The organism is Glutamicibacter soli, from assembly GCF_003309065.1.
Classification (GTDB): domain Bacteria; phylum Actinomycetota; class Actinomycetes; order Actinomycetales; family Micrococcaceae; genus Glutamicibacter; species Glutamicibacter soli.
On the sequence record NZ_POAF01000002.1, the window covers coordinates 21776 to 44316 of the forward strand.

Annotated in this window: 23 protein-coding genes; 3 read left to right on the top strand and 20 right to left on the bottom strand. The window is 62.7% G+C overall.

Going from position 1 to position 22541, the window contains the following annotated elements:
• Positions 1-56 precede the first annotated feature (56 nt).
• The 8 genes from pheT to infC form a co-directional block, all read right to left on the bottom strand.
• Positions 57-2597 carry a phenylalanine--tRNA ligase subunit beta gene (pheT, locus tag C1H84_RS03675; RefSeq protein WP_113606580.1) on the bottom strand — a complete coding sequence of 847 codons (2541 nt, stop codon included), beginning with the start codon at positions 2595-2597 and terminating at the stop codon, positions 57-59.
• A 3-nt stretch (positions 2598-2600) separates the two neighbouring features.
• Positions 2601-3680, bottom strand: a complete 1080-nt coding sequence (gene pheS / locus C1H84_RS03680) for a phenylalanine--tRNA ligase subunit alpha (RefSeq protein ID WP_053797722.1) — start codon at positions 3678-3680, stop codon at positions 2601-2603.
• A gap of 142 nt (positions 3681-3822) precedes the next feature.
• The gene (locus C1H84_RS03685) at positions 3823-4467 is read right to left on the bottom strand and encodes an LppM family (lipo)protein (protein ID WP_113606581.1); all 645 of its coding nucleotides are present in this window, start codon (positions 4465-4467) and stop codon (positions 3823-3825) included.
• Positions 4468-4530: 63 nt separating this feature from the next.
• Positions 4531-4980: a (deoxy)nucleoside triphosphate pyrophosphohydrolase gene (locus C1H84_RS03690; protein WP_113606582.1), complete on the bottom strand. Its 450-nt coding sequence runs from the start codon at positions 4978-4980 to the stop codon at positions 4531-4533.
• A gap of 35 nt (positions 4981-5015) precedes the next feature.
• A complete protein-coding gene (locus C1H84_RS03695; protein ID WP_047121171.1) occupies positions 5016-5894 on the bottom strand; it encodes a TrmH family RNA methyltransferase in 879 nt (292 codons plus the stop codon).
• A 97-nt stretch (positions 5895-5991) separates the two neighbouring features.
• Positions 5992-6672, bottom strand: a complete 681-nt coding sequence (gene rplT, locus C1H84_RS03700) for a 50S ribosomal protein L20, sunset domain variant (protein ID WP_047121170.1) — start codon at positions 6670-6672, stop codon at positions 5992-5994.
• 99 nt (positions 6673-6771) lie between these two features.
• Positions 6772-6966 (bottom strand): 50S ribosomal protein L35, encoded by a 195-nt coding sequence (gene rpmI / locus C1H84_RS03705; RefSeq protein ID WP_047121169.1) that lies wholly within the window; start codon positions 6964-6966, stop codon positions 6772-6774.
• Between the two features lie 169 nt (positions 6967-7135).
• Complete coding sequence (gene infC, locus C1H84_RS03710) at positions 7136-7786, bottom strand: translation initiation factor IF-3 (protein WP_053797719.1); 651 nt, start codon at positions 7784-7786, stop codon at positions 7136-7138.
• A gap of 324 nt (positions 7787-8110) precedes the next feature.
• On the opposite strand from infC, the gene C1H84_RS03715 reads away from it, so the two are divergent.
• A complete protein-coding gene (locus tag C1H84_RS03715) occupies positions 8111-8476 on the top strand; it encodes a DUF1844 domain-containing protein (protein ID WP_113606584.1) in 366 nt (121 codons plus the stop codon).
• 120 nt (positions 8477-8596) lie between these two features.
• Here the strand turns inward: C1H84_RS03715 and C1H84_RS03720 are convergent, their stop codons facing one another.
• From C1H84_RS03720 to C1H84_RS03750, 8 genes are all read right to left on the bottom strand, one after another.
• Positions 8597-9931, bottom strand: a complete 1335-nt coding sequence (locus tag C1H84_RS03720; RefSeq protein WP_113606585.1) for an MFS transporter — start codon at positions 9929-9931, stop codon at positions 8597-8599.
• 34 nt (positions 9932-9965) lie between these two features.
• On the bottom strand, positions 9966-10847 hold the full coding sequence (locus tag C1H84_RS03725; protein WP_113606586.1) for an SseB family protein: 882 nt from the start codon (positions 10845-10847) through the stop codon (positions 9966-9968).
• 354 nt (positions 10848-11201) lie between these two features.
• A complete protein-coding gene (priA, locus tag C1H84_RS03730) occupies positions 11202-11939 on the bottom strand; it encodes a bifunctional 1-(5-phosphoribosyl)-5-((5-phosphoribosylamino)methylideneamino)imidazole-4-carboxamide isomerase/phosphoribosylanthranilate isomerase PriA (protein ID WP_053797716.1) in 738 nt (245 codons plus the stop codon).
• 25 nt (positions 11940-11964) lie between these two features.
• Positions 11965-12114 (bottom strand): hypothetical protein, encoded by a 150-nt coding sequence (locus C1H84_RS18175; protein ID WP_181728030.1) that lies wholly within the window; start codon positions 12112-12114, stop codon positions 11965-11967.
• 1 nt (position 12115) lies between these two features.
• The gene (gene hisH, locus C1H84_RS03735; protein ID WP_047121163.1) at positions 12116-12751 is read right to left on the bottom strand and encodes an imidazole glycerol phosphate synthase subunit HisH; all 636 of its coding nucleotides are present in this window, start codon (positions 12749-12751) and stop codon (positions 12116-12118) included.
• Positions 12752-13372 carry an imidazoleglycerol-phosphate dehydratase HisB gene (gene hisB / locus C1H84_RS03740; RefSeq protein ID WP_047121162.1) on the bottom strand — a complete coding sequence of 207 codons (621 nt, stop codon included), beginning with the start codon at positions 13370-13372 and terminating at the stop codon, positions 12752-12754.
• Between the two features lie 21 nt (positions 13373-13393).
• On the bottom strand, positions 13394-14500 hold the full coding sequence (locus tag C1H84_RS03745; RefSeq protein WP_047121161.1) for a histidinol-phosphate transaminase: 1107 nt from the start codon (positions 14498-14500) through the stop codon (positions 13394-13396).
• Positions 14501-14590: 90 nt separating this feature from the next.
• Positions 14591-14944 carry a LysM peptidoglycan-binding domain-containing protein gene (locus tag C1H84_RS03750; protein ID WP_181728031.1) on the bottom strand — a complete coding sequence of 118 codons (354 nt, stop codon included), beginning with the start codon at positions 14942-14944 and terminating at the stop codon, positions 14591-14593.
• Between the two features lie 256 nt (positions 14945-15200).
• Between C1H84_RS03750 and lexA the strand changes: the two genes are divergently transcribed.
• Positions 15201-15920, top strand: coding sequence for a transcriptional repressor LexA (gene lexA / locus C1H84_RS03755; protein WP_047121159.1), 720 nt, complete (start codon positions 15201-15203; stop codon positions 15918-15920).
• Between the two features lie 112 nt (positions 15921-16032).
• Here the strand turns inward: lexA and C1H84_RS03760 are convergent, their stop codons facing one another.
• Positions 16033-18030, bottom strand: a complete 1998-nt coding sequence (locus tag C1H84_RS03760) for an ATP-dependent DNA helicase (RefSeq protein WP_047121158.1) — start codon at positions 18028-18030, stop codon at positions 16033-16035.
• Positions 18023-19591 (bottom strand): GTPase HflX, encoded by a 1569-nt coding sequence (gene hflX, locus C1H84_RS03765; protein WP_113606588.1) that lies wholly within the window; start codon positions 19589-19591, stop codon positions 18023-18025. Before hflX ends, C1H84_RS03760 begins: the two co-directional genes overlap by 8 nt.
• Before the next feature lie 420 nt (positions 19592-20011).
• On the opposite strand from hflX, the gene C1H84_RS03770 reads away from it, so the two are divergent.
• A complete protein-coding gene (locus tag C1H84_RS03770) occupies positions 20012-20620 on the top strand; it encodes a class I SAM-dependent methyltransferase (protein WP_113606589.1) in 609 nt (202 codons plus the stop codon).
• Positions 20621-20654: 34 nt separating this feature from the next.
• On the opposite strand, the gene dapF is transcribed toward C1H84_RS03770, so the two are convergent.
• Positions 20655-21584 (bottom strand): diaminopimelate epimerase, encoded by a 930-nt coding sequence (dapF, locus tag C1H84_RS03775; RefSeq protein WP_113606590.1) that lies wholly within the window; start codon positions 21582-21584, stop codon positions 20655-20657.
• A gap of 39 nt (positions 21585-21623) precedes the next feature.
• Positions 21624-22541 (bottom strand): tRNA (adenosine(37)-N6)-dimethylallyltransferase MiaA, encoded by a 918-nt coding sequence (gene miaA, locus C1H84_RS03780; RefSeq protein WP_047121218.1) that lies wholly within the window; start codon positions 22539-22541, stop codon positions 21624-21626.

Here is a 22541-nt window from a genome sequence, read left to right on the forward strand (position 1 = left end):
AAACGCCCCGACTCTCCGGGGGTCCGGGGAGTCGGGGCGTGCTGCGCTGTTGCGTCCTAGCGCTGGACGGCGCCGAACTTCTCGGCGGCCACGGCCACCGCGGCGGCACGCGCCTCGGAAGCCTCGTCAGCGGTCAGGGTGCGGTCGGTGGCGCGGAAACGCAGGCCGAAGGCCAGCGACTTCTTGCCGTCCTCGATGCCCTTGCCCTCGTAGACGTCGAACAGCGCGACGTCTTCCAGCAGCTCGCCGGCGCCTTCGCGCAGGGCAGCCAGCACGTCGCCGGCCACGACCTCGCGGTCGACCACCAAGGCCACGTCCTGGGTGGCCAGCGGCTGGGTGGACAGGTGCTCGGCGACCACTACTGCGGGGGCGGCGTCCATCACGGCGGTGGCGTTCAGCTCGAAGGCTACGGTGCGCGCCGGAAGATCGGCATCCTTCAGCAGGGCCGGGTGCAGCTCGCCGGCGTAGCCGACGATCTCGCCGTTCAGCTTCAGCGCCGCGGCACGGCCCGGGTGGAACGCCTGGTGGCTGCCCTGGACGATCTCCAGCTCGGTGCCCAGGATGTCGGCGACGGTGCGCGCGGCATCCAGTGCGTCGGCCCAGTCCCAAACGCGCGGGGCGAACCCGGCGGCGGCCGGAGCCTCATGGCCGGTGAACACGCCGGCGATCTGCCATGGCTGGTTCGGCACGCCGGCGAAGAGCTCGGCCAGCACCTCGTCGCTCGGCTTGGCGCCCAGCGGGGGAAGCACACTGGAACCCAGCTGCACGCCCGGAAAGAAGACCAAGCCGCCCTCGTACAGGGCCAGGTCGCGGAAGCCGCGGCCGTTGTTGCGGCGGGCGGTGTCCAGCAGGCCCGGCAGCAGCGAGGTGCGCAGGAAGCGGAATTCCTTGGAGATCGGGTTGGCCAGGGTGATGGCCTTGACCTGGTCCCCGGCCTGCGCCGCGCCGAAGGTGTTGTTCTGCGCCTCGGAGACGAACGGGTAGCAGAGCACCTCGGTCATGCCGAAGTCGGCCAGGCCCTGCAGCACGCGGCGGCGCTGGGACTGGGAACGGCTCAGGCCGCGGCCTGGAGGGGCTACCGGCAGGGTGGCAGGGATCTGGTCGTAGCCGATCACGCGGGCGACCTCTTCGACCAGGTCTTCCTTGATGGCCAGGTCCGGGCGCCAGCTCGGGGCGGTCACGGTGAAGCCGGCGGCGTCCTGCGACACCTCGGCGCCGATGCCCTCCAGCGCGGAGATGATCTGCGCATCGGTGTAGTCCACGCCGATCAGCGCCGAGGCGAAGCCTGCGGGCAGCACGATCTGCGCGGCCTGCGGCACGGCTCCGGCGTCGGTGATCTTGGCGGTCTCGGTGCCGCCGGCCAGCTCGACCAGCAGGTCCACGGCGCGCTGCGCGGCGATCTGCATGATGCGCGGGTCCACGCCGCGTTCGAAGCGCTTGGAGGCTTCGGAGGGCAGCTTGTGGCGGCGCCGCGAGCGGGCGATGGACACCGCGTCGAAGTGCGCGGCCTCGATCAGCACGCGGGAAGTCGCATCCGACACCTCGGTGCTGGCCCCGCCCATGACGCCGGCGATGCCGATGGCGCCGGACTCGTCGGTGATCAGCAGGTCCTCGACCGACAGCTCGCGTTCCTTCTCATCCAGGGTGGTGAGCTTCTCGCCGGCTGCCGCGCGGCGCACGGTGATGGCGCCGGAGAGCTTGTCCGCGTCGTAGAAGTGCAGCGGGGAACCCAGCTCCAGCATCACGTAGTTGGAGATGTCCACTGGCAGGGAGATCGAGCGCATCCCGGCCAGCTGCAGGCGCGAAGCCATCCAGCGCGGGGTCGGACGGGTCGGGTCGATGCCGGTCACCTCGCGGGTCACGAAGCGGGTGCAGCCCGCCACGCCGTAGATCGGCGCGTCATCGGCGAGCACCACCGGGTGCCCGGCTTCGGCGGCGTCCGTGACCTGGACCTTGGAGGCCGGATCGGTGAACGCGGTGCCGGTGGCCAGCCCGTATTCGCGGGCCACGCCGCGGATCGAGAAGCAGTAGCCGCGGTCAGGGGTCACGTTGATCTCCGCGGCCTGGTCGTCCAGGCCGAAGAGCTCGAGCACGTCGGTGCCCAGCTCCGGGTCCAGGCCCAGGCGGGAGAGCACGATGATGCCGTCGTGGTCGTCGCCGATGCCCAGCTCGCGGCTGGAGGCGATCATGCCGGCCGAGGTGTGGCCGTAGGTCTTGCGCGGGGAGATCTTGAAGTCGCCGGGCAGCACGGCGCCCGGAAGGGTGACGACCACCTTGTCGCCCTCCACGAAGTTGTGCGCGCCGCACACGATGCCCTGCACGCCGGAGGGGTCGATGCCCTTGCCGGTCAGGGTCTGCTCGGCGCCCTCAGGCACCACGCGGACCTGGCACCAGTTGATGGTCTTGCCGTTGGAGGCTTCCTCCTTGACCAGCGAGAGCACCTGGCCGACCACGATCGGCCCTGAAAGCTCGTCGGAGGGGCGGTGGACGTCTTCTTCCTCCAAGCCGACCTTGACCAGGTCCGCCATGAGGTCTTCGGCCGAGGCATCGGCAGGAAGCTGCGTGTACTCGCGCAGCCATGACAGTGGAATACGCATAACTTAGATCTCCATCCCGAAGTGCTGGCTGAAACGTACGTCGCCCTCGATCATGTCGTGCATGTCCGGGACGTCGTTGCGGAACATGAGCGTGCGCTCGATGCCCATGCCGAAGGCGAAGCCGGAGTATTCCTCCGGATCGATGCCTGCGGCGCGCAGCACGTTCGGGTTGATCATTCCGCAGCCGCCCCACTCAATCCAGCGCGGGCCGCCTTTGGCGCCCGGGTGCCAGATGTCGAGTTCGGCGCTCGGTTCGGTGAACGGGAAGTAGGCAGGGCGCAGTCGGATCTGCGCTTCGGCGCCGAACATCTGCCGTGCGAAGTGCTCCAGGGTTCCGCGCAGGTCGGCCATGGTCAGGCCCTTGTCCACGGCCAGGCCTTCGAACTGGTGGAAGACCGGGGTGTGGGTTGCGTCCAGCTCGTCGGTGCGGAAGGTGCGGCCCGGGCATAGCACGTAGACCGGGACTTCGCGTTCAAGCATGGAGCGGACCTGCACCGGGGAGGTGTGGGTGCGCAGCACCAGATGGGCGTCTGCAGGCTCGATGAAGAAGGTGTCCTGCATTTCGCGGGCCGGGTGGTCCGGCTTGAAGTTCAGCGCGTCGAAGTTGAACCACTCGGATTCCACCTCGGGGCCTTCGGCGATCTCCCAGCCCATGCCCACGAAGATGTCCGAGACGCGGTCCTGCAAGACCGACAGCGGGTGGCGGGCTCCGGCGCGGCGGCGGCGCGGGGCGGCGGTGACGTCGACGGTTTCCTCGACGAGGATGCGTGCGGCTTCGGCTTCTTCCAGCACCACGGTGCGGGCGGCCAAGGCCTTGTTGACCCGTCCGCGGGCGCCGCCCACGAGCTTGCCGGCGACGGCCTTTTCCGACTTGTCCAGCTTGCCGATCTGGCGGTTGGCCAGCGACAGCGGCGACTTCTCGCCGGTGTGCGCCAGACGCGCTTCCTTCAGCTCGGTCAAGTCCCCGGCGGCTTCGATGGCCGCCAGGGCGGCTTCTACTGCCTGGGAAATCGCGGCTTCATCGGTGGGGTGCGGAATGTTCGGCTCCGCGTCCGGAGCCGTTGATGGTGTCTGATCAGACATGGGATCGATCGATCCTTACTCTTATCTTGTAATTACTCGTTCAAGCACTTTGCTTCTATTCTATTGCCAAGGGCCCGTCTTCGTTTCAACGATGACGGGCCCTGAGCGTGGCACTGCTTACGCAGCTGCGGTGAAATCCGCGTTAGTGGGATTCCTTGGCGGCCTTGGGGCTGAAGGCGAGCACGAAGACCAGGGTCAGCACGAGCAGCGCGCCGCCGAAGATCGTCGAGTAGAACAGCGAGAAATCTGCCTTGCCGGTCGCCTGGTAGGTCTCGGCGCCCTGGATCAAGTCGAAGGTCACGGTGTGGTGGTCGACCTCGCCGGCGGTGGTGGAAACGATCGCGCCCGGGAAGGTCACCGCGAAGTTCGCCTCGGTGAAGCTGGAGTCCACGGCGGTCTGGCCGGTGCCCGGCATCGAGAAGCTGAACTCCTGGCCGTTGCCGGAGATGGCGACCGGGAAACCGAAGACGGTGAAGGCGTCGGCAAGCTCCGTGAAGGTCATGGTCTTGGCGGTGGTGAAGGCCAGTCCGACGTTTGTGCCGTCATCGATGTCGGTGGTGGTCCAGACGCCGGCCAGCTGGGAGTTCAGCTGGTCCATGTTGACCTGGGTGGCCAGCAGATCCTGGAAGTCCAGGCCCTGGAGCGCGTCCTTTTTCATGGTGACCTCGACGGTACCGGTGGCCTTGTCGTCGCCCTGGATGCTGACGCCGGCGTTCATGCTGACGCAGCCGGACAGGGCCAGCACGGCAGCGAATGCCAGCGCAATGACGCTAATGAGTCTCTTCACGGAGACGCTCCTTGAATTCTTGGGGACGTGGCTAGCTAGCCACTGTTGACGCTATATACCAGTCTACGGGTGTCCGGCCAGATGGCCGATTCGGCTCAGATTTAGACAGGCCCGGACGATCGGCGCATCGGCGGGAATCCACTCAACCGCTTCGCCCAGCGAATCGTCCAGGTCGAGCCACGCCAGTTGGTCGTGGCCGTCCAAAGGCTGTGGTTCCCCTTGCGTGATGACGGCGAACCAGACGCGCATCGCTGCCTTGTCGTTCAGTTGCCAGCCCTGCGCCAGCGGACCGGTAATTTCGGCCCCGAGGCTCAGCTCGACACCCAGTTCCTCGCGCAGTTCGCGGTGCACCGCTGAGGTGTCGGACTCCCCCGGTTCGACCTTGCCGCCGGGGAATTCCCACAGGCCGGCCAAGGCTTCGGGACGGTTGCGGCGCGCGGCGAGCATCCGGGTCGGCGAGGTGAGGTCGTCGACGATCGCCACCGCGACGATCTGCTTCAGTGGGGTATTCATTCAGGTTTGCTTCCCTCGGGGTCGATTGCGGTCGGTCAGCGCTGCGCGCGGGCCGAGCCGTAGAGGCAGACCGTGGCCGCGGTTCCGACATTGAGAGACTCGGCGACACCGTACAGCGGAACTGCGACGCGGAAGTCGGCCGAGGCTTTTTCGTGGTCGTCCAGTCCTTGGCCTTCGTTGCCGAACAGCCACATGGTGGCAGATTCAAGCACGGGTTCGGTTCCCTCGGAAGGGGTGGCGCTTCCAGCGTGGGCGCGCAGCACCGCCTGGTCCTGCAGGGTGTCGAGGTTGTGGGCTGCATAGCCGTCGGCTGCCAGCACCTGGACGCCGGTAGCCTTGGCAGCCGCCGCGAGGTGGTCGAATTCGATGTTGCTGAGCACCGGGAGGTGGAACAGCGAGCCCACCGTGGAGCGCACGGCTTTCGGATTGTAGATATCCACGCTGCCCTTGGTCAGCACCACCGCGTCCGCGCCGGCGGCGTCGGCTGCGCGCAGGATGGTTCCGGCGTTGCCCGGGTCCTGGACGCGGCAGAGCACAGCAATCAGTTTCGGCTTGGCTTCCAGCACCTCGCTGAGTTGCGGCTGGCTCATGGCCACCACCCCCAGGATCCCCTGCGGGCTCTGCGTATCCGCCATGGCGAGCAGCACTTCCCCGGTGACGAGGCGAGGTGTCAGCTTGCTGTCGGCCAGCAGCGCGTTGAACTCGGGGTGGCTTTCAAGGAATCCGGGAACCGCATAGATGTCCTGGATGAGGTTGTCGTTGTGCCGGTGCGCCAGCAGCGCTTCCCGCACGGCCTGCGGGCCTTCGGCGAGGAACTGACCGGTGGCTTCACGTCCCTTGCGGCTGGCAAGCCGCGCGACGGCCTTGACCCTGTCGGCGCGTGGATTGGACATGAGCTCGGGCGAATAGGTCATGATTCGAGAATACCGGTAGAAACGCCAAAGGGCAGGATCCGCACCTAGTGCGGATCCCACCCTTTGGTGTGATCTCTCCAATAAAGAGGAAGTAGATTTACTTCATCTTCTGGCGGGCTTCGCCGCCGGCAGGCTCGAAGCCTGCGGCCTTGGCAGCCTCGATGGAGTTGAACCAAACTTCAGCGTCAGTCTGCTCGTACCAAGTCGAGCCCGGTACGTGGTACTTGTTGGAGCCTGCATTGCCCTTGATGATGAAGCCCTCTGGGACCTCAGCACCTTCAACTACCTTGAAGACGCCGTTTGCTTGCGTAGCCTCTGCGGCTGGGGCCTTTGCGGCCTCTGGAGCAGCGGCAGCAGCCTTAGCAGCAGCCTTTGGGGCTGCAGCGGCTACTACCTTAGGCGCTTTTGGGGCGTTGACGTCAGCCGGCAGGGCACCCTTTGCTACCTGAACCAGAGTGGCGAATGCGTTGGAGTCCGAGACAGCCAGCTCGGCAAGCATGCGGCGGTCAACCTCGATCTCAGCGGCCTTCAGGCCCTGGATCAGACGGTTGTAGGTCAGACCGTTGGCGCGGGATGCAGCGTTGATGCGCTGGATCCACAGGCGGCGGAAGTCACCCTTGCGCTTGCGACGGTCGTTGAAGCTGTAAACGAACGAGTGGAGCAGCTGCTCCTTGGCCTTGCGGTACAGGCGCGAACGCTGACCGCGGTAGCCCTTGGCGCGTTCCATTACGACGCGACGCTTCTTGTGGGCGTTTACTGCCCGCTTCACACGTGCCACGTGTGTTCTCCTTCAAGTTGGTTCCCCAGGCCGCGGTGGCGGAATGGGAGAAGTCTATGGGTGGTGGGGTGATGCTTCCCCGAATTGCGAAAGGGAGGCTCAGAGGCCCAGCATCCGCTTGATGGTCTTCACATCAGCCTTTGCGACCAGCTGGTCAGAAGCCAGGCGACGGGTCAGTCGCGAGGACTTGTGCTCCAGGTAGTGACGGCGGTTAGCCTGCTGGCGGACGAGCTTACCGCTGCCGGTAACCTTGAAGCGCTTCTTGGCGCCACTGTGAGTCTTGAACTTCGGCATAGCTGCCGTTCTCCTTACGTGCTCCACACGGCAATTGAATGACGTGTAGGGATCATCCGAAGCGGGCCCCTTGCGAAAGGTGACCGCTGCTGTTCTCTTGTAGTTGGATCTTCCAAGGAAGTTCCTTCACCGTCTAGCGGTGACGGGCTCGAAAGCCCAACAGGCTTGGCTAGGCGTCGCCTTCAGCTGCTTGGCGTGCCTGCTCCAGCTTGGCGCGAGATTCCTCGTCCATCGCTGCTGCGACATTCTGGCCTTCGGTCTCGGCTGGAGCGTCGGTGCGGATCTTGCGCTTGGCCGAATCACGGCCACCCGACTTCTGCTGCTGTTCGCGGCGAGCCTCGGCCTTGTTCTTCAGCGGACCTACAACCATGACCATGTTTCGGCCATCGATGCGCGGGCTGGATTCAATGACGCCAACCTCGGCGACATCCGCTGCAAACTTCTCCAGCAGGCGGATACCCATCTCGGGACGCTGCTGTTCACGACCACGGAACTGGATCATGGCCTTGACCTTGTCACCGGCGCCCAGGAAGCGCAGTGCGTGGCCGACCTTGGTCTGGTAGTCGTGGGTGTCAATCTTCAGGCGGAAGCGAACTTCCTTCAGGACCGTATTGGTCTGGTTCTTGCGAGCTTCGCGAGCCTTGACAGCGGCTTCGTACTTGTACTTGCCGAAGTCCATCAGTTTGCACACTGGAGGCTTGGCGTTGGGTGCCACCTCGACCAAGTCCAGATCGGACTCGTGAGCCAGTCGAAGCGCGTCCTCGATGCGGACGATGCCTACCTGCTCACCATTGGGGCCGACGAGACGTACCTCTGGCACGCGAATGCGCTCATTAATGCGTGGATCGCTGATGTGTCACTCCTGAAATCCTAAGTTCCATACCCGCAAACGAAGAAGGCCTCCGGCTGCGATTGCAGGCGAAGGCCACAGTGACGACACAATGGATCTGCGGAAATTTCCGAGTTCCATCTTGGATATGCTCAGGCATATCCTGCCGAATTACCCGGAAGCCTCAAAACGGCGACAGCGGGTGGGAGTTGGCCTCCACTTGCTTGGCTCAATACTAATACGATCCGTCCGCCCGGCGCGAACCGGTGGACCCTGACTGCATGTATCGAGTCGGTCTGTGACAAGCTTAGCAGTATGAGTACCGAAGACACCAACTCGCATCAGCACTCCGTCGACCAGCAGGTGCGTGACATCGCTGAGGTCGCTGCAGTAGAGATCATCACGACCGCTGCCGTTCACCTGATGAGCGCCGCCGCCGTCAAATGCGGCCTGGCCGAAGGCGATGACGCAAATGAACTGAAGGATTTGGACGAAGCCCGCAAGCTGATCACCGCCCTCGCCGGCCTAGTCACCGCGGGTGCACCTGAGATTGGTTCGCAGCATGCAGCGCCGCTGCGCGACGGCCTGCGTAGCCTGCAGCTGGCCTTCCGCGAAGCCTCGCTGATCCCCGACGCACCAGGCAACGGCCCGGGCGAAAAGTTCACCGGACCGGTCAACTAGGCTTCGATCCGAAAAAATATTAGAGATTAAGATCATCCTCGGTCCGGCACATTGTGCCGAACCGAGGATGATTTTTTTGTTCTTGTAACCGAAGATCCGCGTAAACGGTATCTACGCCATCTACGCCGCGATGCGGGTACGGGTGCGCTGCCGGCGGACCCGGCGGCGAATCTGCTGGGCAAGCAATGCCAGGACAACAACGATGATGGCCAGCGAACCGATGCCGACGAATGCCAGCGGGGGGCCGAAATTGTCGACCATCACGCCGGTCATCGGGGACCCCAACGCCGTGCCGCCGGTCATGGCCGACCCGTACCAGCCCATGGCCTCGCCACGGCGCTTTTCAGCCACCAGGTCGGTCAGCCACTCCGAGGCGGCGGACAAGGTCGGTGCGCACATGAAGCCAGGCAGCGCGGAGAAGATCGCCAGAGACAGCGGATCCCAGGCGAAGAACATCGGGATCGTCAAGATCGCCATGAGCAGCAGCAGGACAAGGGGCGAAATATTGCGGCGCATGGCACCGTACAGCAGGCCGCCAATCAAGGATGCGCCGCACCAAAACAGGAACACGAGACCAAGCTGTTCGCTGTTCCCGCCAGCTTCAAGTTCAGCCACGATGGATACCTCGGTGCCGGTCAGCAGCATTCCTGCTCCGGAGGCCGCGATGAAGACCGCGAGCACCGAGGCGCTGACCCAGCTGAAGCGGTTTTTGAAGTTCTTGCCGCGCTTCTTGATCCTGGCACGCGCAGATTTCATACCGGCCAGAATCAATTCGCCTTCAACTTCCGGCACGCCTACCGGAGCCGCGGCGATGAAGCTCGCCTCGGCGCCGAGCCGTTCTTCGTGGGCGTTGGACTTGTTTGCCGACGCCTTGGGGTCGGCGCTGCTGGTCGGAGGGTTCAAGAGCATCATGGCCAATCCGGCCGCCGAGGCCGTCACGCCGATGACGCTCAGCCCGATGGTGCTTGAAATCTGCGTTGCCACGATACCTGCGGCTGCCGGGCCGACGATGAACACCAGTTCGGTGGCGGTGGCATCCAGGGCGAACGCGGTGCGCCGTTGCTCGCCGGTGGTCATCACGCCCAAGGCGGTTCGGACCACGGAGAAGACCGGCAGGGCGAAGAGCCCGCCGATGAAAGCCAGCGGATAGATCCATACCAGCGGGACGTGCGGGACTGTGCACCAGACCGCTGTTTCGACGATGACCGAGGGAATCAGCGCCCTGCGCAGACCCCACATGTCTACGCGGGCACCGCGCCAAGGTGCGCCGATCGCGATGCCAATGGTCATCAGGGCTGTCACCAAGCCGGCGGAAACCCAGCTCTGGTCCAGGTTCGTGACCAGATGGAGCAAAAGCAGCATGCCCAACGCCGAATGAGGAAGCCGAGCGACCATGCCGATAACCATCAGCGAAGCGATCTGAGGCTGACGCAGGATCTGCCAGTAGTTCTTCATGACGCGGAGTATTCCTCTTCGTGTAGGCCCCTCCCTAGCTGGATGAGCTGAGCAAGCTGATTTCTATCGAGTCCACCGCCTCGGCGAACTCGGGTTTTCGAGCCAATAGCCCGTGAATATTTGTCGCGATCTCTCGCGCATCGTTTTCGCTGGTTCCTGCCGCGAAAACGAACTGCAGGTTCAATTCCGGTCCGGAGCCGCCTCCGGGCACTGCGTTGCCCTGCGCATCTCGTGAACCAACTCCTCGGCCTGGTGCTAGCTGCACTTTGCGAAGCTGGGCGTAGCCACTCGTCGCGTCCTGGACGATTTCAGCAATGCCCTGGTTCAGATAGCTCGGTGTCCATTCGATCTGCTTGGCAAGGTTCCACATGCCCGGTCGTCGAAGGACGAACGTGTAGTCGCCGCCCGGATCCAGCACCAGTAATTGGCATTCTTCGCTGACCGCAGACAACGCGGCGCGCGGGGCGTAGACCGCGACTGGTCTCGCTTCGTTGTGCCAGGCCTGGAGCCGCTCCACGGTGGTGAACACCGGCAAGGCCATGCGTCCGTCCGGCCCCTTGATCTTGACCAGGGCCATGTCGGCTTCCTTGTCGGAGGCGAAGCCGTGCTCGGTCATCGCTTCTTCGCCAAGCTGGGCTACTACTGCAACGAAAACCCGGGCGTTGGCCAGCGACTGGTGGACGCCGGACTCGCTGCCGTTGCCGGCTCGCAGATCAGCCAGCGCCTGCATCACCGCCTCATCTGCCAGTCCGTCGTCCTTGTCGAACTTGTGCAGCGGGTTTTCATCACCGGCCAGGTCCCGTCCTTCCCAGCTTTGACCTGCGGAATCAGTCGGGGAACCTGCCTGCGCCAGTGCCGCGGCGATATGTCCGGGCAGGTGGCGCTTGGGTGCGGATTCAGGTTGCGCGGTGCTCATAGATCCATGCTATCTGTGAGAACCCCGGTGGAAGAACAAGTTTCAGGGACTCGGGCATGAGCTTGCCCACGAGACCTTGGGCACACTTCAGATATTCGGGCCTGGCCACAACGCGGCGGATGTGGCATCTTGAAATGATAATGCGCAAGGACACGGAATCCGAGAGCCTGTTTGCCACGGCAATGCCGGGCTATGTCCCGCAGGGCGCAGTTCGCGGCCTGGGCGGGGGCTCATCCGTCCCCCGCCGTTGGCCACAGACGCCGCAGGAGGTTCATATTCGGCTTCATAAAAAATCGTGGACCGGCTGGATTTTTCCAACCGATCCACGACTTCAAAGGTCTGGCTCAGACCTATTTAGCGACGGCCTGCCACATCAAGCGCCTCGGGCAGCGTGAACTGCCCCGAGTACAGGGCCTTGCCCATGATGGCGCCTTCGATGCCTTCCGGCACCAACGCACGCAGAACACGCAGGTCTTCGAGGGAAGAGATACCGCCCGATGCGACAACCGGCTTGTTGGTTTTCGAGGCGATCTCGCGCAGCAATTCAACGTTGGGTCCACGCAGGGTTCCGTCCTTCGTGACGTCAGTGACGACGTAGCGCGCACAGCCGGCATCCTCCAAGCGGGCAAGCACCTCCCAGAGGTCTCCCCCGTCCTTGGTCCAGCCATGGCCGGAGAGCGTAGTGCCACGCACATCCATGCCCACGGCGATCTTGTCGCCGTGGCGGGCAATGGCCTTGCGGGTCCACTCCGGGTTCTCCAGTGCGGCCGTCCCGAGGTTCACGCGGGTGGCGCCGAATTCCAGTGCGCGATCTAGTGACGCGTCATCACGGATTCCGCCGGAGAGCTCAACCTTGATGGACAGCTCCTGGGCGATTCGCTGGACGATCTCGATGTTGCTGCCGCGACCGAAGGCGGCGTCGAGGTCGACCAGGTGCAGCCATTCTGCACCGTCGTTCTGCCAGGCCAGCGCCGCTTCCAGAGGGTCGCCGTATCCAGTTTCGGATCCGGCTTCACCCTGAACCAGGCGAACCGCCTGTCCGCCGGCGATATCTACTGCGGGAAGCAGTTCGAGAATTGGTTGCTCACTCATGTTGTCCTTCTTCGAAAGTTTGAAACTAGAGGGTCAAGACCCATGCTGCGATGACACAACCAGCTGCCAGGCCCCACGCGGCAATGATCCACGACAGGTGCGCTTTCTGGTTCTTCAAGGAGATTGCTCCGCCGGCAAGAAATGCGCCGACCCCGAGGAGTGCGATCGACCACATTCTAGAGAGTCTCCAGCCAGTTGCTCAGCAGCTTCTTGCCAGCTTCGCCAGACTTCTCCGGGTGGAATTGCACTGCCGACAAGGCACCGTTTTCAACGGCTGCGATGAATGGGGTTCCGTGGGTGGACCAGGTAACCTGCGGCGGAGTCATTGCCGGCTGGGTGACGTCGAATTCCCACTTCTGCACTCCATATGAATGCACGAAGTAGAAGCGCTCGTTTTCAATACCTGCAAAGAGCTTGGTGTTTTCCGGCGGACGAACGGTGTTCCAGCCCATATGCGGGATGACATCAGCCTGCAGCCGCTCTACGGTGCCTGGCCACTCGCCAATACCCGCCGTCTTGACGCCGTGTTCCACGCCTTCGTCGAAGAAGACCTGATGTCCAACGCAGATTCCGAGCACGGGCTTGCCGCCGGCGATACGGCGACCGATCCAGCGCAGTGCACCGAGCTTGGTCAGCTGGTCCATGACCGATGCGTAGGCGCCGACGCCGGGAACGACCAGACCGTCAGCCGCTTGGACCTTGTCCGCGTCTGCGGTCAGCTCTACCTCGGCTCCGGCTGCTTCAAGCGCACGCACTGCCGAGCGAACGTTGCCCGAACCGTAGTCCAGGACAACAACTTTCTTTTTTGCCACTTAAAGGGCACCCTTCGTGGATGGAATCTTGTCGCCCATGCGTTCGTCGTGCTCGACGGCTTCGCGCAAGGCACGGGCGAAGGACTTGAACTGCGCTTCGACGATGTGGTGCGGGTCGCGGCCCGAGAGCACCTCGATGTGGGCACAAATCTGCGCGTGGAACGTGATCGCCTCGAAAACGTGACGGGTCATCGAACCGGTGAAGTGTCCACCGATCAGATGGTATTCCTGGCCGGCCGGCTCGCCGCCGTGCACGAGGTAGGGGCGCCCGGAGACATCTACAACGGAGCGGGCTAGTGCTTCGTCCAGCGGTGCGTAGGAAGTGCCGAAGCGGCGGATACCCGCCTTGTTGCCCAGGGCAACACGCAGCACCTCGCCGATGGTGATCGCGGTGTCTTCCACTGTGTGGTGTACGTCGATATGGGTGTCGCCGGTTGCACGCACGGTGAGGTCGATCAGCGAGTGCTTGGACAGGGCAGTGAGCATATGGTCGAAGAACGGCACGGTGGTGCTGATCTCCGAGACGCCTGAGCCATCGAGATCCAATTCAACGAATACCGAGGATTCGCTGGTGACTCGTTCCATACGGGCGCGACGTGCGCCAATCAATTCGGCAGACATGTCTTCCTTCGCTTGTCTTTTCTACTTCTGTGCGCTGAGCAGTTCGGTCAGCCGCTCCAAGAAGGCGGTGGTTTCGGCCTCAGTTCCCGCGGTGACTCGCAGGGTGCCGGCGATTCCGTTGTCACGGATGATGATTCCAGCGTCCAGAAGCCCCTGCCAAATGGCGTGGGGGTCGTCCAGGCCGCCGAAAAAGACGAAGTTCGAGTCTGAAACCGAAGGCTTCAAACCCAGCTCGGTCAAGGTGCTCACGATGCGGTCGCGTTGGGTCTTGATTTCTTCGACCTGTGCCAGCAGAAGGTCAACGTTCTTCAGCGCGGCAATGGCGGTCGCCTGGGTCACTGCAGAGAGGTGGTAGGGCAGGCGGACAAGCCGAATCGCATCGGTGACTTCCGGTGCCGCAGCCAAGTAGCCCACTCGGGCGCCAGCCAGGCCGAAGGCCTTGGACATCGTGCGGCTGACAATCAAGCGCTGGCGACCTCCGAGGAGGCTCAGTGCCGACTTGGTATTGGCCAGTGAAAATTCAGCGTAGGCCTCGTCGACGATGACCATGGCGTTGGTCTCGGAGGCTGCCTCGTAGACAGCCTCGATGACGTCCAATCCCAATGCCGTGCCGGTTGGGTTGTTCGGAGAGCAGAGGAAAACGATATTCGGTGTGTGCTCGCGTACCTGCGCGGCAGCAGAGTCGGCCGAGAGAGTGAAATCATCGGCGCGTTGGCCGGCGATGTATTCGGTATCGGTTCCGCTGGCCAGCAGCGGGTACATGGAATAAGTGGGGCCGAAACTCATGACGCTTCGACCGGGGCCGCCGAAGGCTTGCAGGATCTGCTGCAGGATCTCATTGGAACCGTTCGCGGCCCAAATGTTCTCGCGATCCAGATCGTGGCCCAGGTACTTGGCTAGGAGTTCACGCAATTCCACGAATTCACGATCCGGGTAGCGATTCAGCGTGGCCGCTGCCTTGGAGACTTCTTGAGCGATTGCATCAATCACGGTCTGCGGAAGCGGATGGGTGTTCTCATTGACATTCAGCTGAATTGGTACGTCAATTTGTGGCGCACCGTAAGGGGACAGCCCGCGGAGATTCTCACGCAAGGGCAGCTGACTCAATAGTTCACTGCGGACATTCACGTCATTAAGTCTAATGGCGCAGTCGTCGGTTCAAGAATTGGCGACAAACCTTGGTAACAATACCTGTCGCCATTTTGAGGGTTTGACCGGCTAGTTGGCCAACACCGGGATCTCCAAGGTGTCGCCAACGCGGATCTCGCTGGAGTCCAGTGCGTTGATCTCCGCGATATGCTCCATGGCCGCATTCACGTCGTAGCCTACGGCGTATTCACGGGCGAGATCCCACAACGAGTCGCCCGGGATGACGGTCACGGCCACGGTTTCAACACCTTGCGGCGAGTTGGACGCCGCCTGGGCACTTGAAGTGAACATGGTGATCAGGAATGCGGCGGCGATGGTCAGAATGAACACCGGGACCCCAACCAGCACGGCCCAGCCGCGACGATTGATGCGGATCTTCATGTGTTCTTTGGTGCGTTTCGAGTCAAGTGCGGCGGTTGCCATGACTATTCTCCTCAACAGTGGCATGATGCGAACCTGTCTTCGAATACTGTTTTCGAAGATGTGTTCGATTCTCGTATATCTTTTCTAACAGAACTTCGCGGAAATTGTCCAGACACTTTCGAACAAATCTTTGAAAGACTCCCTCACATCGACTAAGATTTCGAAGTAGAAGAGGAACGAATACATAACATCACTGGCTTCCGACAGTTAGGCATCCGCCCAGCTCACGACCGGTGATTAGGGAAGGCTAAAGGTCATGTCAGCTTCAGAGCGCACTCCCCGATCGAATGCACGTTCGCTGACGATCCGCCAGAAGAAAATTCTCGAGACCATCCAGCGCTCGATCGGAAAGAACGGCTATCCGCCGTCGATGCGCGAGATCGGCGACACCGTGGGGCTCAAGAGCCTGTCGAGTGTCACGCACCAGTTGAGCCAGCTTGAAAAGCTCGGCTACCTTCGTCGTGATCCACGCCGACCTCGTGCCATGGAGATCCTGCTGCCGCTGCAGCTCAGCGAGGATGCCGCAGCGGCCGAGGCGCCCAAGCCAGCGGAAGAGGCCGGCAAGGAAGATGCGAAGATCATTGAGCTGAGCACCTCCGCGGACACCACTATGGTGCCGCTGGTTGGCCGTATCGCCGCTGGTGGACCGATCCTTGCAGATCAGACGGTAGAGGACGTGTTCGCGCTTCCGCGCCAGCTGGTGGGCCACGGAGAGCTGTTCATGCTTCGAGTCTCAGGAGACTCGATGGTTGATGCTGCGATCTGCGACGGTGACTGGGTTGTTGTGCGTCGCCAGCAAACTGCGAACAACGGCGACATCGTGGCTGCATTGCTCGATGAAGAAGCTACCGTGAAGACGTTCCGGCAGCGCGACGGTCATACCTGGTTGTTGCCGCAGAATTCTCGGTACGAGCCGATCCTCGGTGATGCAGCGACCGTCATGGGACGCGTTGTATCGGTCATGCGTTCGCTCTAATCCGACAAATCGAAGAGCGCTGGGGTGCAGTTCAATATGACTGCGTCCCAGCGCTCTTTGCTTCGATACGGGCTCAGCCGTGCCGGCTTCCGCGGAATGAACCAATACCGATCTAGCGGTTCGGGTCCATCCGCTTGAGGACACCGGTGATGGTCTTCTTGTCCACGGTGGGCCACATCGGCGGCAACGAGGCCTTGAGGAAACTGCCGTAGCGTGCGGTAGCCATGCGTGAGTCGAGGATTGCCACGACGCCCTTGTCCGACACGGAACGAATCAACCGGCCAGCGCCCTGGGCCAGACGGATCGCGGCGTGGGTGGCCGAAACCTGCATGAAACCGTTGCCGCCGTGCTTCTGCACGTCTTCGGTGCGGGCCTTGGAGATCGGATCGTCCGGACGCGGGAACGGGATCTTGTCGATAATAACCAAACGGCAGGAGTCGCCCGGCACGTCTACGCCCTGCCAGAGAGTCATGGTGCCGAAGAGACAAGTGTCCCGTTCCTCGGCAAACTGCGCTACCAGAGACTTCATGCTCGCATCACCCTGGCAGAGGATCTCGACGTCGAGGCGCTCGCGCAAGATCGCCGCCGCTTCTTCGGCAGAACGCTTCGAGGTGAACAGCGCCAACGCGCCGCCGCCCGAAGCCTTGATCAGATCCTCGATTTCGTCCAGGGTCTCGGCGGCAAGCTGCCTGCCGGGTTTGGGCAGGTGCTTGGCGACATACAAGATGCCCTGCTTCGGATAATCAAATGGGCTGCCGACGTCGATGCCTGTCCATGACGGTGCACCGGCACCCATGAGCCCCAGTGAACCGGCCACCGAGTCGAATTGCGCGCCGATGGCCAAGGTGGCGCTGGTCAAGATGACGGTACGACCGTCAAAGAGTCCTTCGCGCAGTTTTCCGGCCACGGACAGCGGTGCCACGTTAAGTGTCGCCGGCTGGTTGTCATCCGCCTCGACATAGCCGCGGCCTTCGACAAATTCTCGCGGACGGGTCGTGTAGAGCACCTCCCGGCGGTCTTCGGCTTCGAGCATGCGGATGGCGTCATCCATGACGGCCTGCATTTGCGACCTGGCGGTCTGGCGACCACCATCGGCCGGCGCGTTGGCTTCAGGCTTCGTCAATGCGAGAATGAGCCGGGCCTGTTCCACGATGTCGTTCAGGGCGATTCCCATGTCCTCGCGCAGGCCGGTCTGCAACAACCCGGTCGGTACGCCGGTCAAGGCCTTTTCAAGTCTGTTGGTGGCTTTGACCAATTCGTCAACGTTGACGGCGCAATGGCGCTTGGCCCCGCCCGCTGCGGTGAGCACCATACGAGCCGACAGCGCCCCTGAGACCGAGCTGGTGACGCGGTCCTGGAGCTCGTGGGCCTCATCGATGATGGCGACGTCGAAGTCCGGGAGCACCGACAGCCCTTCGAAGGCGGAGACCGCCAGCAGGGCGTGGTTGGTAATCACCACGTCGGATTCGGCGGCCCGGGCGCGGGCCATCTCCGAGAAGCATTCATCGGCCATAGGGCATTTCTGGGAGCCAAGGCACTCCATGGCGGACACCGAAACCTGTTTCCATGCCTTGTCGCTGACTCCGGGGACCAGTTCGTCCCGGTCCCCTGTGTCGGTGCGCTCGGCCCATTCGCGAAGCTTCATGACTTCGCTGGCCAGTGGGGAAAATGTCTGTCCCCTGGGCGCGGCGGGCTCATCCATGGAGAACAACGTGCCTTCGTCGTCTTCCGGGTATCCGCCGCCGAGCTTGTACTGGCAGAGGTAGTTGGAGCGGCCCTTGAGCAGGGCCACGTCCATGGGTCGCGAAAGCTTGCCTTTGAGAGACTCCAGGAGCCGAGGTACGTCACGTCCGACGATCTGCGACTGCAACGCCAAGGTTGCAGTCGATACGATTACCGGTTTGGCGCTGGTCTGGGCGTGTGCCAGTGCCGGGATCAGGTAGCCCATGGACTTGCCCGTACCGGTTCCTGCTTGCACCAGCAGATGCTCTTCGTCTTCCAGCGCCGATACAACGTGCTTGACCATTTCCTGCTGGCCGGCGCGCATGGCGCCGCCCATGGAAGTTACTGCGGCTTCCAGCAGGTCAAGGGCCTGCTCTTGCTTATCCATGAAGGTTGAAAGTCTCCAACTCTGCTGCCAACGATTCTCGTACCTTGACGATTAATCTGGTTCCGTTCTCCAGATGCTCGCTTTCAAGGATTTCAGACTCACTCTGATGAAGTTTCGCGATCAGATCCCCGCGGTTATATGGGATCAGCACTTCCATCTGCACTCCCGGGCGCGGAATTGAAGAGCTGACCTTCGCCAGAAGCTCCTTGATTCCCTCACCGGTGTGTGCCGAGACAACCACGGTGTTGGATTCGCGGTTTCGGACCCTTTCAATAACAAATGGGTCAGCCACATCAGCCTTGTTCAGCACGATGATCTCGGGAATGTTCAGCGCATCGACTTCGCCCAGCACCGTACGCACTGCCTGGATCTGGCCTTCCGGATCCGGATGCGAGGCATCAACAACGTGAAGAATCAGGTCGGAATCCGCAATTTCCTCCAGCGTCGAGCGGAAAGCCTCCACCAGCTGCGTTGGCAGGTTGGACACGAAACCCACCGTATCCGCCAGCGTGTAGGTCAGCCCGTCCTCGGTGGCCGCCTGCCGCACCGTGGGATCCAGGGTGGCGAACAGCGCGTTCTCCACCAAGACCCCGGCATTGGTCAGTCGGTTCAGCAGGGAGGACTTCCCGGCATTGGTATAGCCGGCAATGGCGACCGCGGGAACTTCGTTGCGGCGGCGGTTTGCGCGCTTGGCTTCTCGGGCCGGCTTCATCGCCTTGATCTCACGGCGCAATTTTGCCATGCGGTCGCGAATGCGGCGGCGATCCATTTCAATCTTGGTTTCACCCGGGCCACGCGAACCAATGCCGCCGCCCGCGGCGCCCACCCGGCCGCCGGCCTGGCGGGACATGGATTCGCCCCAGCCACGCAGACGCGGAAGCAGGTATTCCAGCTGGGCCAGTTCGACCTGGGCCTTGCCTTCACGGGACTTCGCATGCTGCGCGAAGATGTCCAGGATCAAACTGGTGCGGTCGATGACCTTGACCTTGACAACGTCTTCCAGCGCACGGCGCTGCGACGGGGCCAGTTCGGCATCGACAATCACGGTATCGGCGCCAGTGGAGGCTACGATCTCGCGCAACTCCATGGCCTTGCCCGAGCCCAGATACGTCGACGGGTCTGGCTTGCTGCGGCGCTGCACAACACCGTCGAGTACTTCCGAGCCTGCGGTTTCCGCTAGCGCTGCCAATTCGCGCAGCGAATTCTCCGCTTCGGTGACGCTTCCATCGGTCCAGACTCCGGCCAGCACCACACGCTCAAGGCGCAGCTGGCGGTATTCCACCTCGGTGACGTCTTCGAGCTCCGTAGAGAGGCCTGCAACGCGTCGCAGGGCGCGACGCTCGGCCAGGTCGTCCTGCTCACCGTCATAGGTGGAATAGCCGGAGGAAAAACGGTTCAGGGCGGTCGCCTGACCAGAGAAAATGGATTCATCATCGGATGCGAAATGCTGCACCTGAGGCCCCTGGGCCTCGTCTGCCGCAAGGATGCGGTCGATGGCGGCCTGAATCTGGGCGTCGTCCATCGACGATGAATCGTGTTCGTGTGACTCGGAGTTAGTCATGGTCTCCTTTGAAGTACTTCGCTTTCCAGAATAGTGCGGGGCACCCCCACTTCGCGACGTGGCGCGGTCGGTTTCAAGGTGTTCGTTGGTCATTGAGTATCCTTTGCAGAAATCGGTAGCAGCATTCGGTGCTGATGGTGATGCGGTTACGCAAACGCAAAGGCAAGGTGAAGACCCCAACACACCTGGGAGTCTGGAAAGTAGAAAAGACTTTGCCGCCTGCGGATTCCGCCGTCCGGGCGCGCAAGACCAGCGCCGGGGATTCGGGAATCACGGGTAACCGTGTGGGCTACGTATTAGACGAAGAACAAAGTCATAGACAAAACTCTATCAGTCTTGTGCGGCCTGGTACATATTGGCTTTGTCACGTTGCCTCCGCCCATATTTGGCCCGTGCGCACGCAACGATAAACTTTGCAGTATGAGCTCGGATCACTACTTCAGCGCCAGCCCCGCCTCGGCCGATGAACGCCGCACGATTTCAGTCGAGTTGAACGGCACCGTTCGCAAGATCCAGACCGCAGCCGGCATCTTCTCGCCTTCCGGTTTGGACAAGGGCACCGAGGTGCTGTTGAAGAACGTTCCGGCGCCGCGTGGCCGCATCTTGGACATCGGCTGCGGCTGGGGACCCATCACAATTACCGCGGCCGAGCAAAGCCCCGGTTCGGAAGTCTACGGCGTCGACGTCAACGAGCGTTCCATCGAGCTGGCCCGCCTGAATGCGCAGAGCTTGGGCCTGGACAACGTGGTGGTCGGCCGGCCGGAAACTGTGGACCCGGAGCTTGAATTCGACACGATCTGGTCGAATCCGCCGATCCGCATCGGCAAGGAAGCCCTGCATGAACTTCTGCTGCTTTGGCTGCCGCGGCTGGCGCCGGGTGGCGAGGCCTGGATGGTAGTGCAGAAGAACTTGGGCAGCGATTCCCTCCAGAAATGGTTGGTCGAGCAGTTGCCAAACGACTGGCGCGTCACCCGTGAAGCCACGGCAAAGGCCTTCCGCGTTTTGAAGGTTTCACGCCCGGCCCAGTAGGTTCGCCGTGCCAGTTGGCTGTGTGGCCCGCCTGCTAGTCCCGGCTGATGATCCCGCGCGCGACCAGTTCCGCCGGCCCGCTCAGGATGGTATCTTCCCGATCGCCGTTGGCAAGGAATGCAACCCCGACCGTGCCTCCGGGAACTTCAACCGACCAATCATTGATCAAGGCGGTGCCGCGCGCCCAGTAGCGCATCGCAGCGGCGGCCGCGCAAGCTCCGGTGCCGCAGGACAGCGTCTCCCCTACCCCGCGTTCGTGGACGCGCATCTTCACTCTGGCCCGGCCGTCTTCGATCAGCGGCTCGGCGGGAACCACGAATTCCACGTTGGTTCCGTGGGGCGGGGCCGGCGAGACTTCCGGGGCGACAAAGAGCTCCAGATCTTCCAGCATGCCTTGGTCCGGAAGCGCTACCACGGTGTGCGGATTGCCCATCGTGATGCTCAGCGCCGGCAACGCCTGTTCCCAGCCGCTGGGGCGGACCATCGAATCCACCGAGTCGGCGGCGGCCTGGTCCTCATGGATCAGGCCCCATGGCCCCAGATTGGCTGCGTACCCGTCCGCCAGCCGGGTGACTTCCTTGACGCCGGCACGGCTGCCGATCTGCAGGCTCTGGCCGACCGCTAGATTGACCAGGCCTTCGGCGATGAGGAAATGCACGAACGCGCGCACTCCATTGCCGCACATCTCGGCGATGGAGCCGTCGTTGTTGCGGTAGTCCATGAACCAGTAGGCCTTGGGATGCTCGATGAACTGCTGCTCATAACCGGACACCTGGGAGGTCGGCACCGCACGGATCAGCCCGTCGCCACCGATGCCGAAATGCCGGTGGCACAGGGCCGCCACCTGTTCAGCGGTGATTTGAAGTGCTCCCGTGGGATCCGCGAGCAAGACGAAGTCGTTTCCGGTTGCATGGCCCTTGGCAAATGCCTGGCCTGCAAGCTGCTGAAGTTCGCTGCGGTACATCCGTGCTCCTCGTGTTTCGTGCTTCGTTCGCTAGTTGCGTCAGTTCCGCTGGGTCCGGGCCACCAGCTCCAGCGCCTGGTCGAGCAGACCGGGCTTGGTCGGGTCGAGCCAGGAGACGCGTTCGTCCGCATTGAACCAGGTGATCTGGCGGCGGGCGAACTTCCGGGTGGCGACCACGGTCTGCTCTATGGCCTCGGCACGTTCGATCTTCCCGTCCAGGAAATCGATGTACTGCTGATAGCCGATGGCCCGCGAAGCGGTCTTGCCTTCGCGCAGTCCCGAATCCAGCAGTCCTGCGACTTCCTGGGCCAGCCCCTTGGAATCCATTTTATGGACCCGGGCTTCCAATGCTTCATGCAACGCGGAGCGCTCGTAATTTAGTCCGATCTGGACTGCAGGCTGGAAGTACTGGCGCTGGGGCATATAGGAGCTGAACGCCCGGCCGGAGATTTCGTAGACCTCCAGGGCGCGGATGGCGCGCCGCTGGTCGAGGTTCCTCGCCGCGGAGACCGGATCCACCTCCGCCAGACGGCGCCGCACCTCTCCGTCTCCATGGGCTTTGACCTCGGCTTCGAGCCGTGCCCGCACCTGTGGATCGGTTGGCGGGAAGTCGATGACGTCCAGCGCGGCACGAACGTACAGTCCGGATCCGCCGACCATGACGGGCACCTTGCCCTTGGCCCGGATCGCCTCGAAGCGTTCGCGGGCCTGAGCCTGGAAGGTTGCGACGGATGCCTCTTCCCGTACGGACATGATGTCCATGAGGTGGTGTTCGATTCCGCCTCGCTCGTCGACGGCGAGTTTGGCGGTACCGATGTCCATGCCCCGGTAGAACTGCAGCGCGTCGGAATTGACGATCTCGCCATTCAAGTTCTGGGCCAGGGCGATGGCCAGATCCGATTTGCCGGTTCCGGTCGGACCGACCACGGCAATGACCGGAAGGTGCGTGGCTTCCAT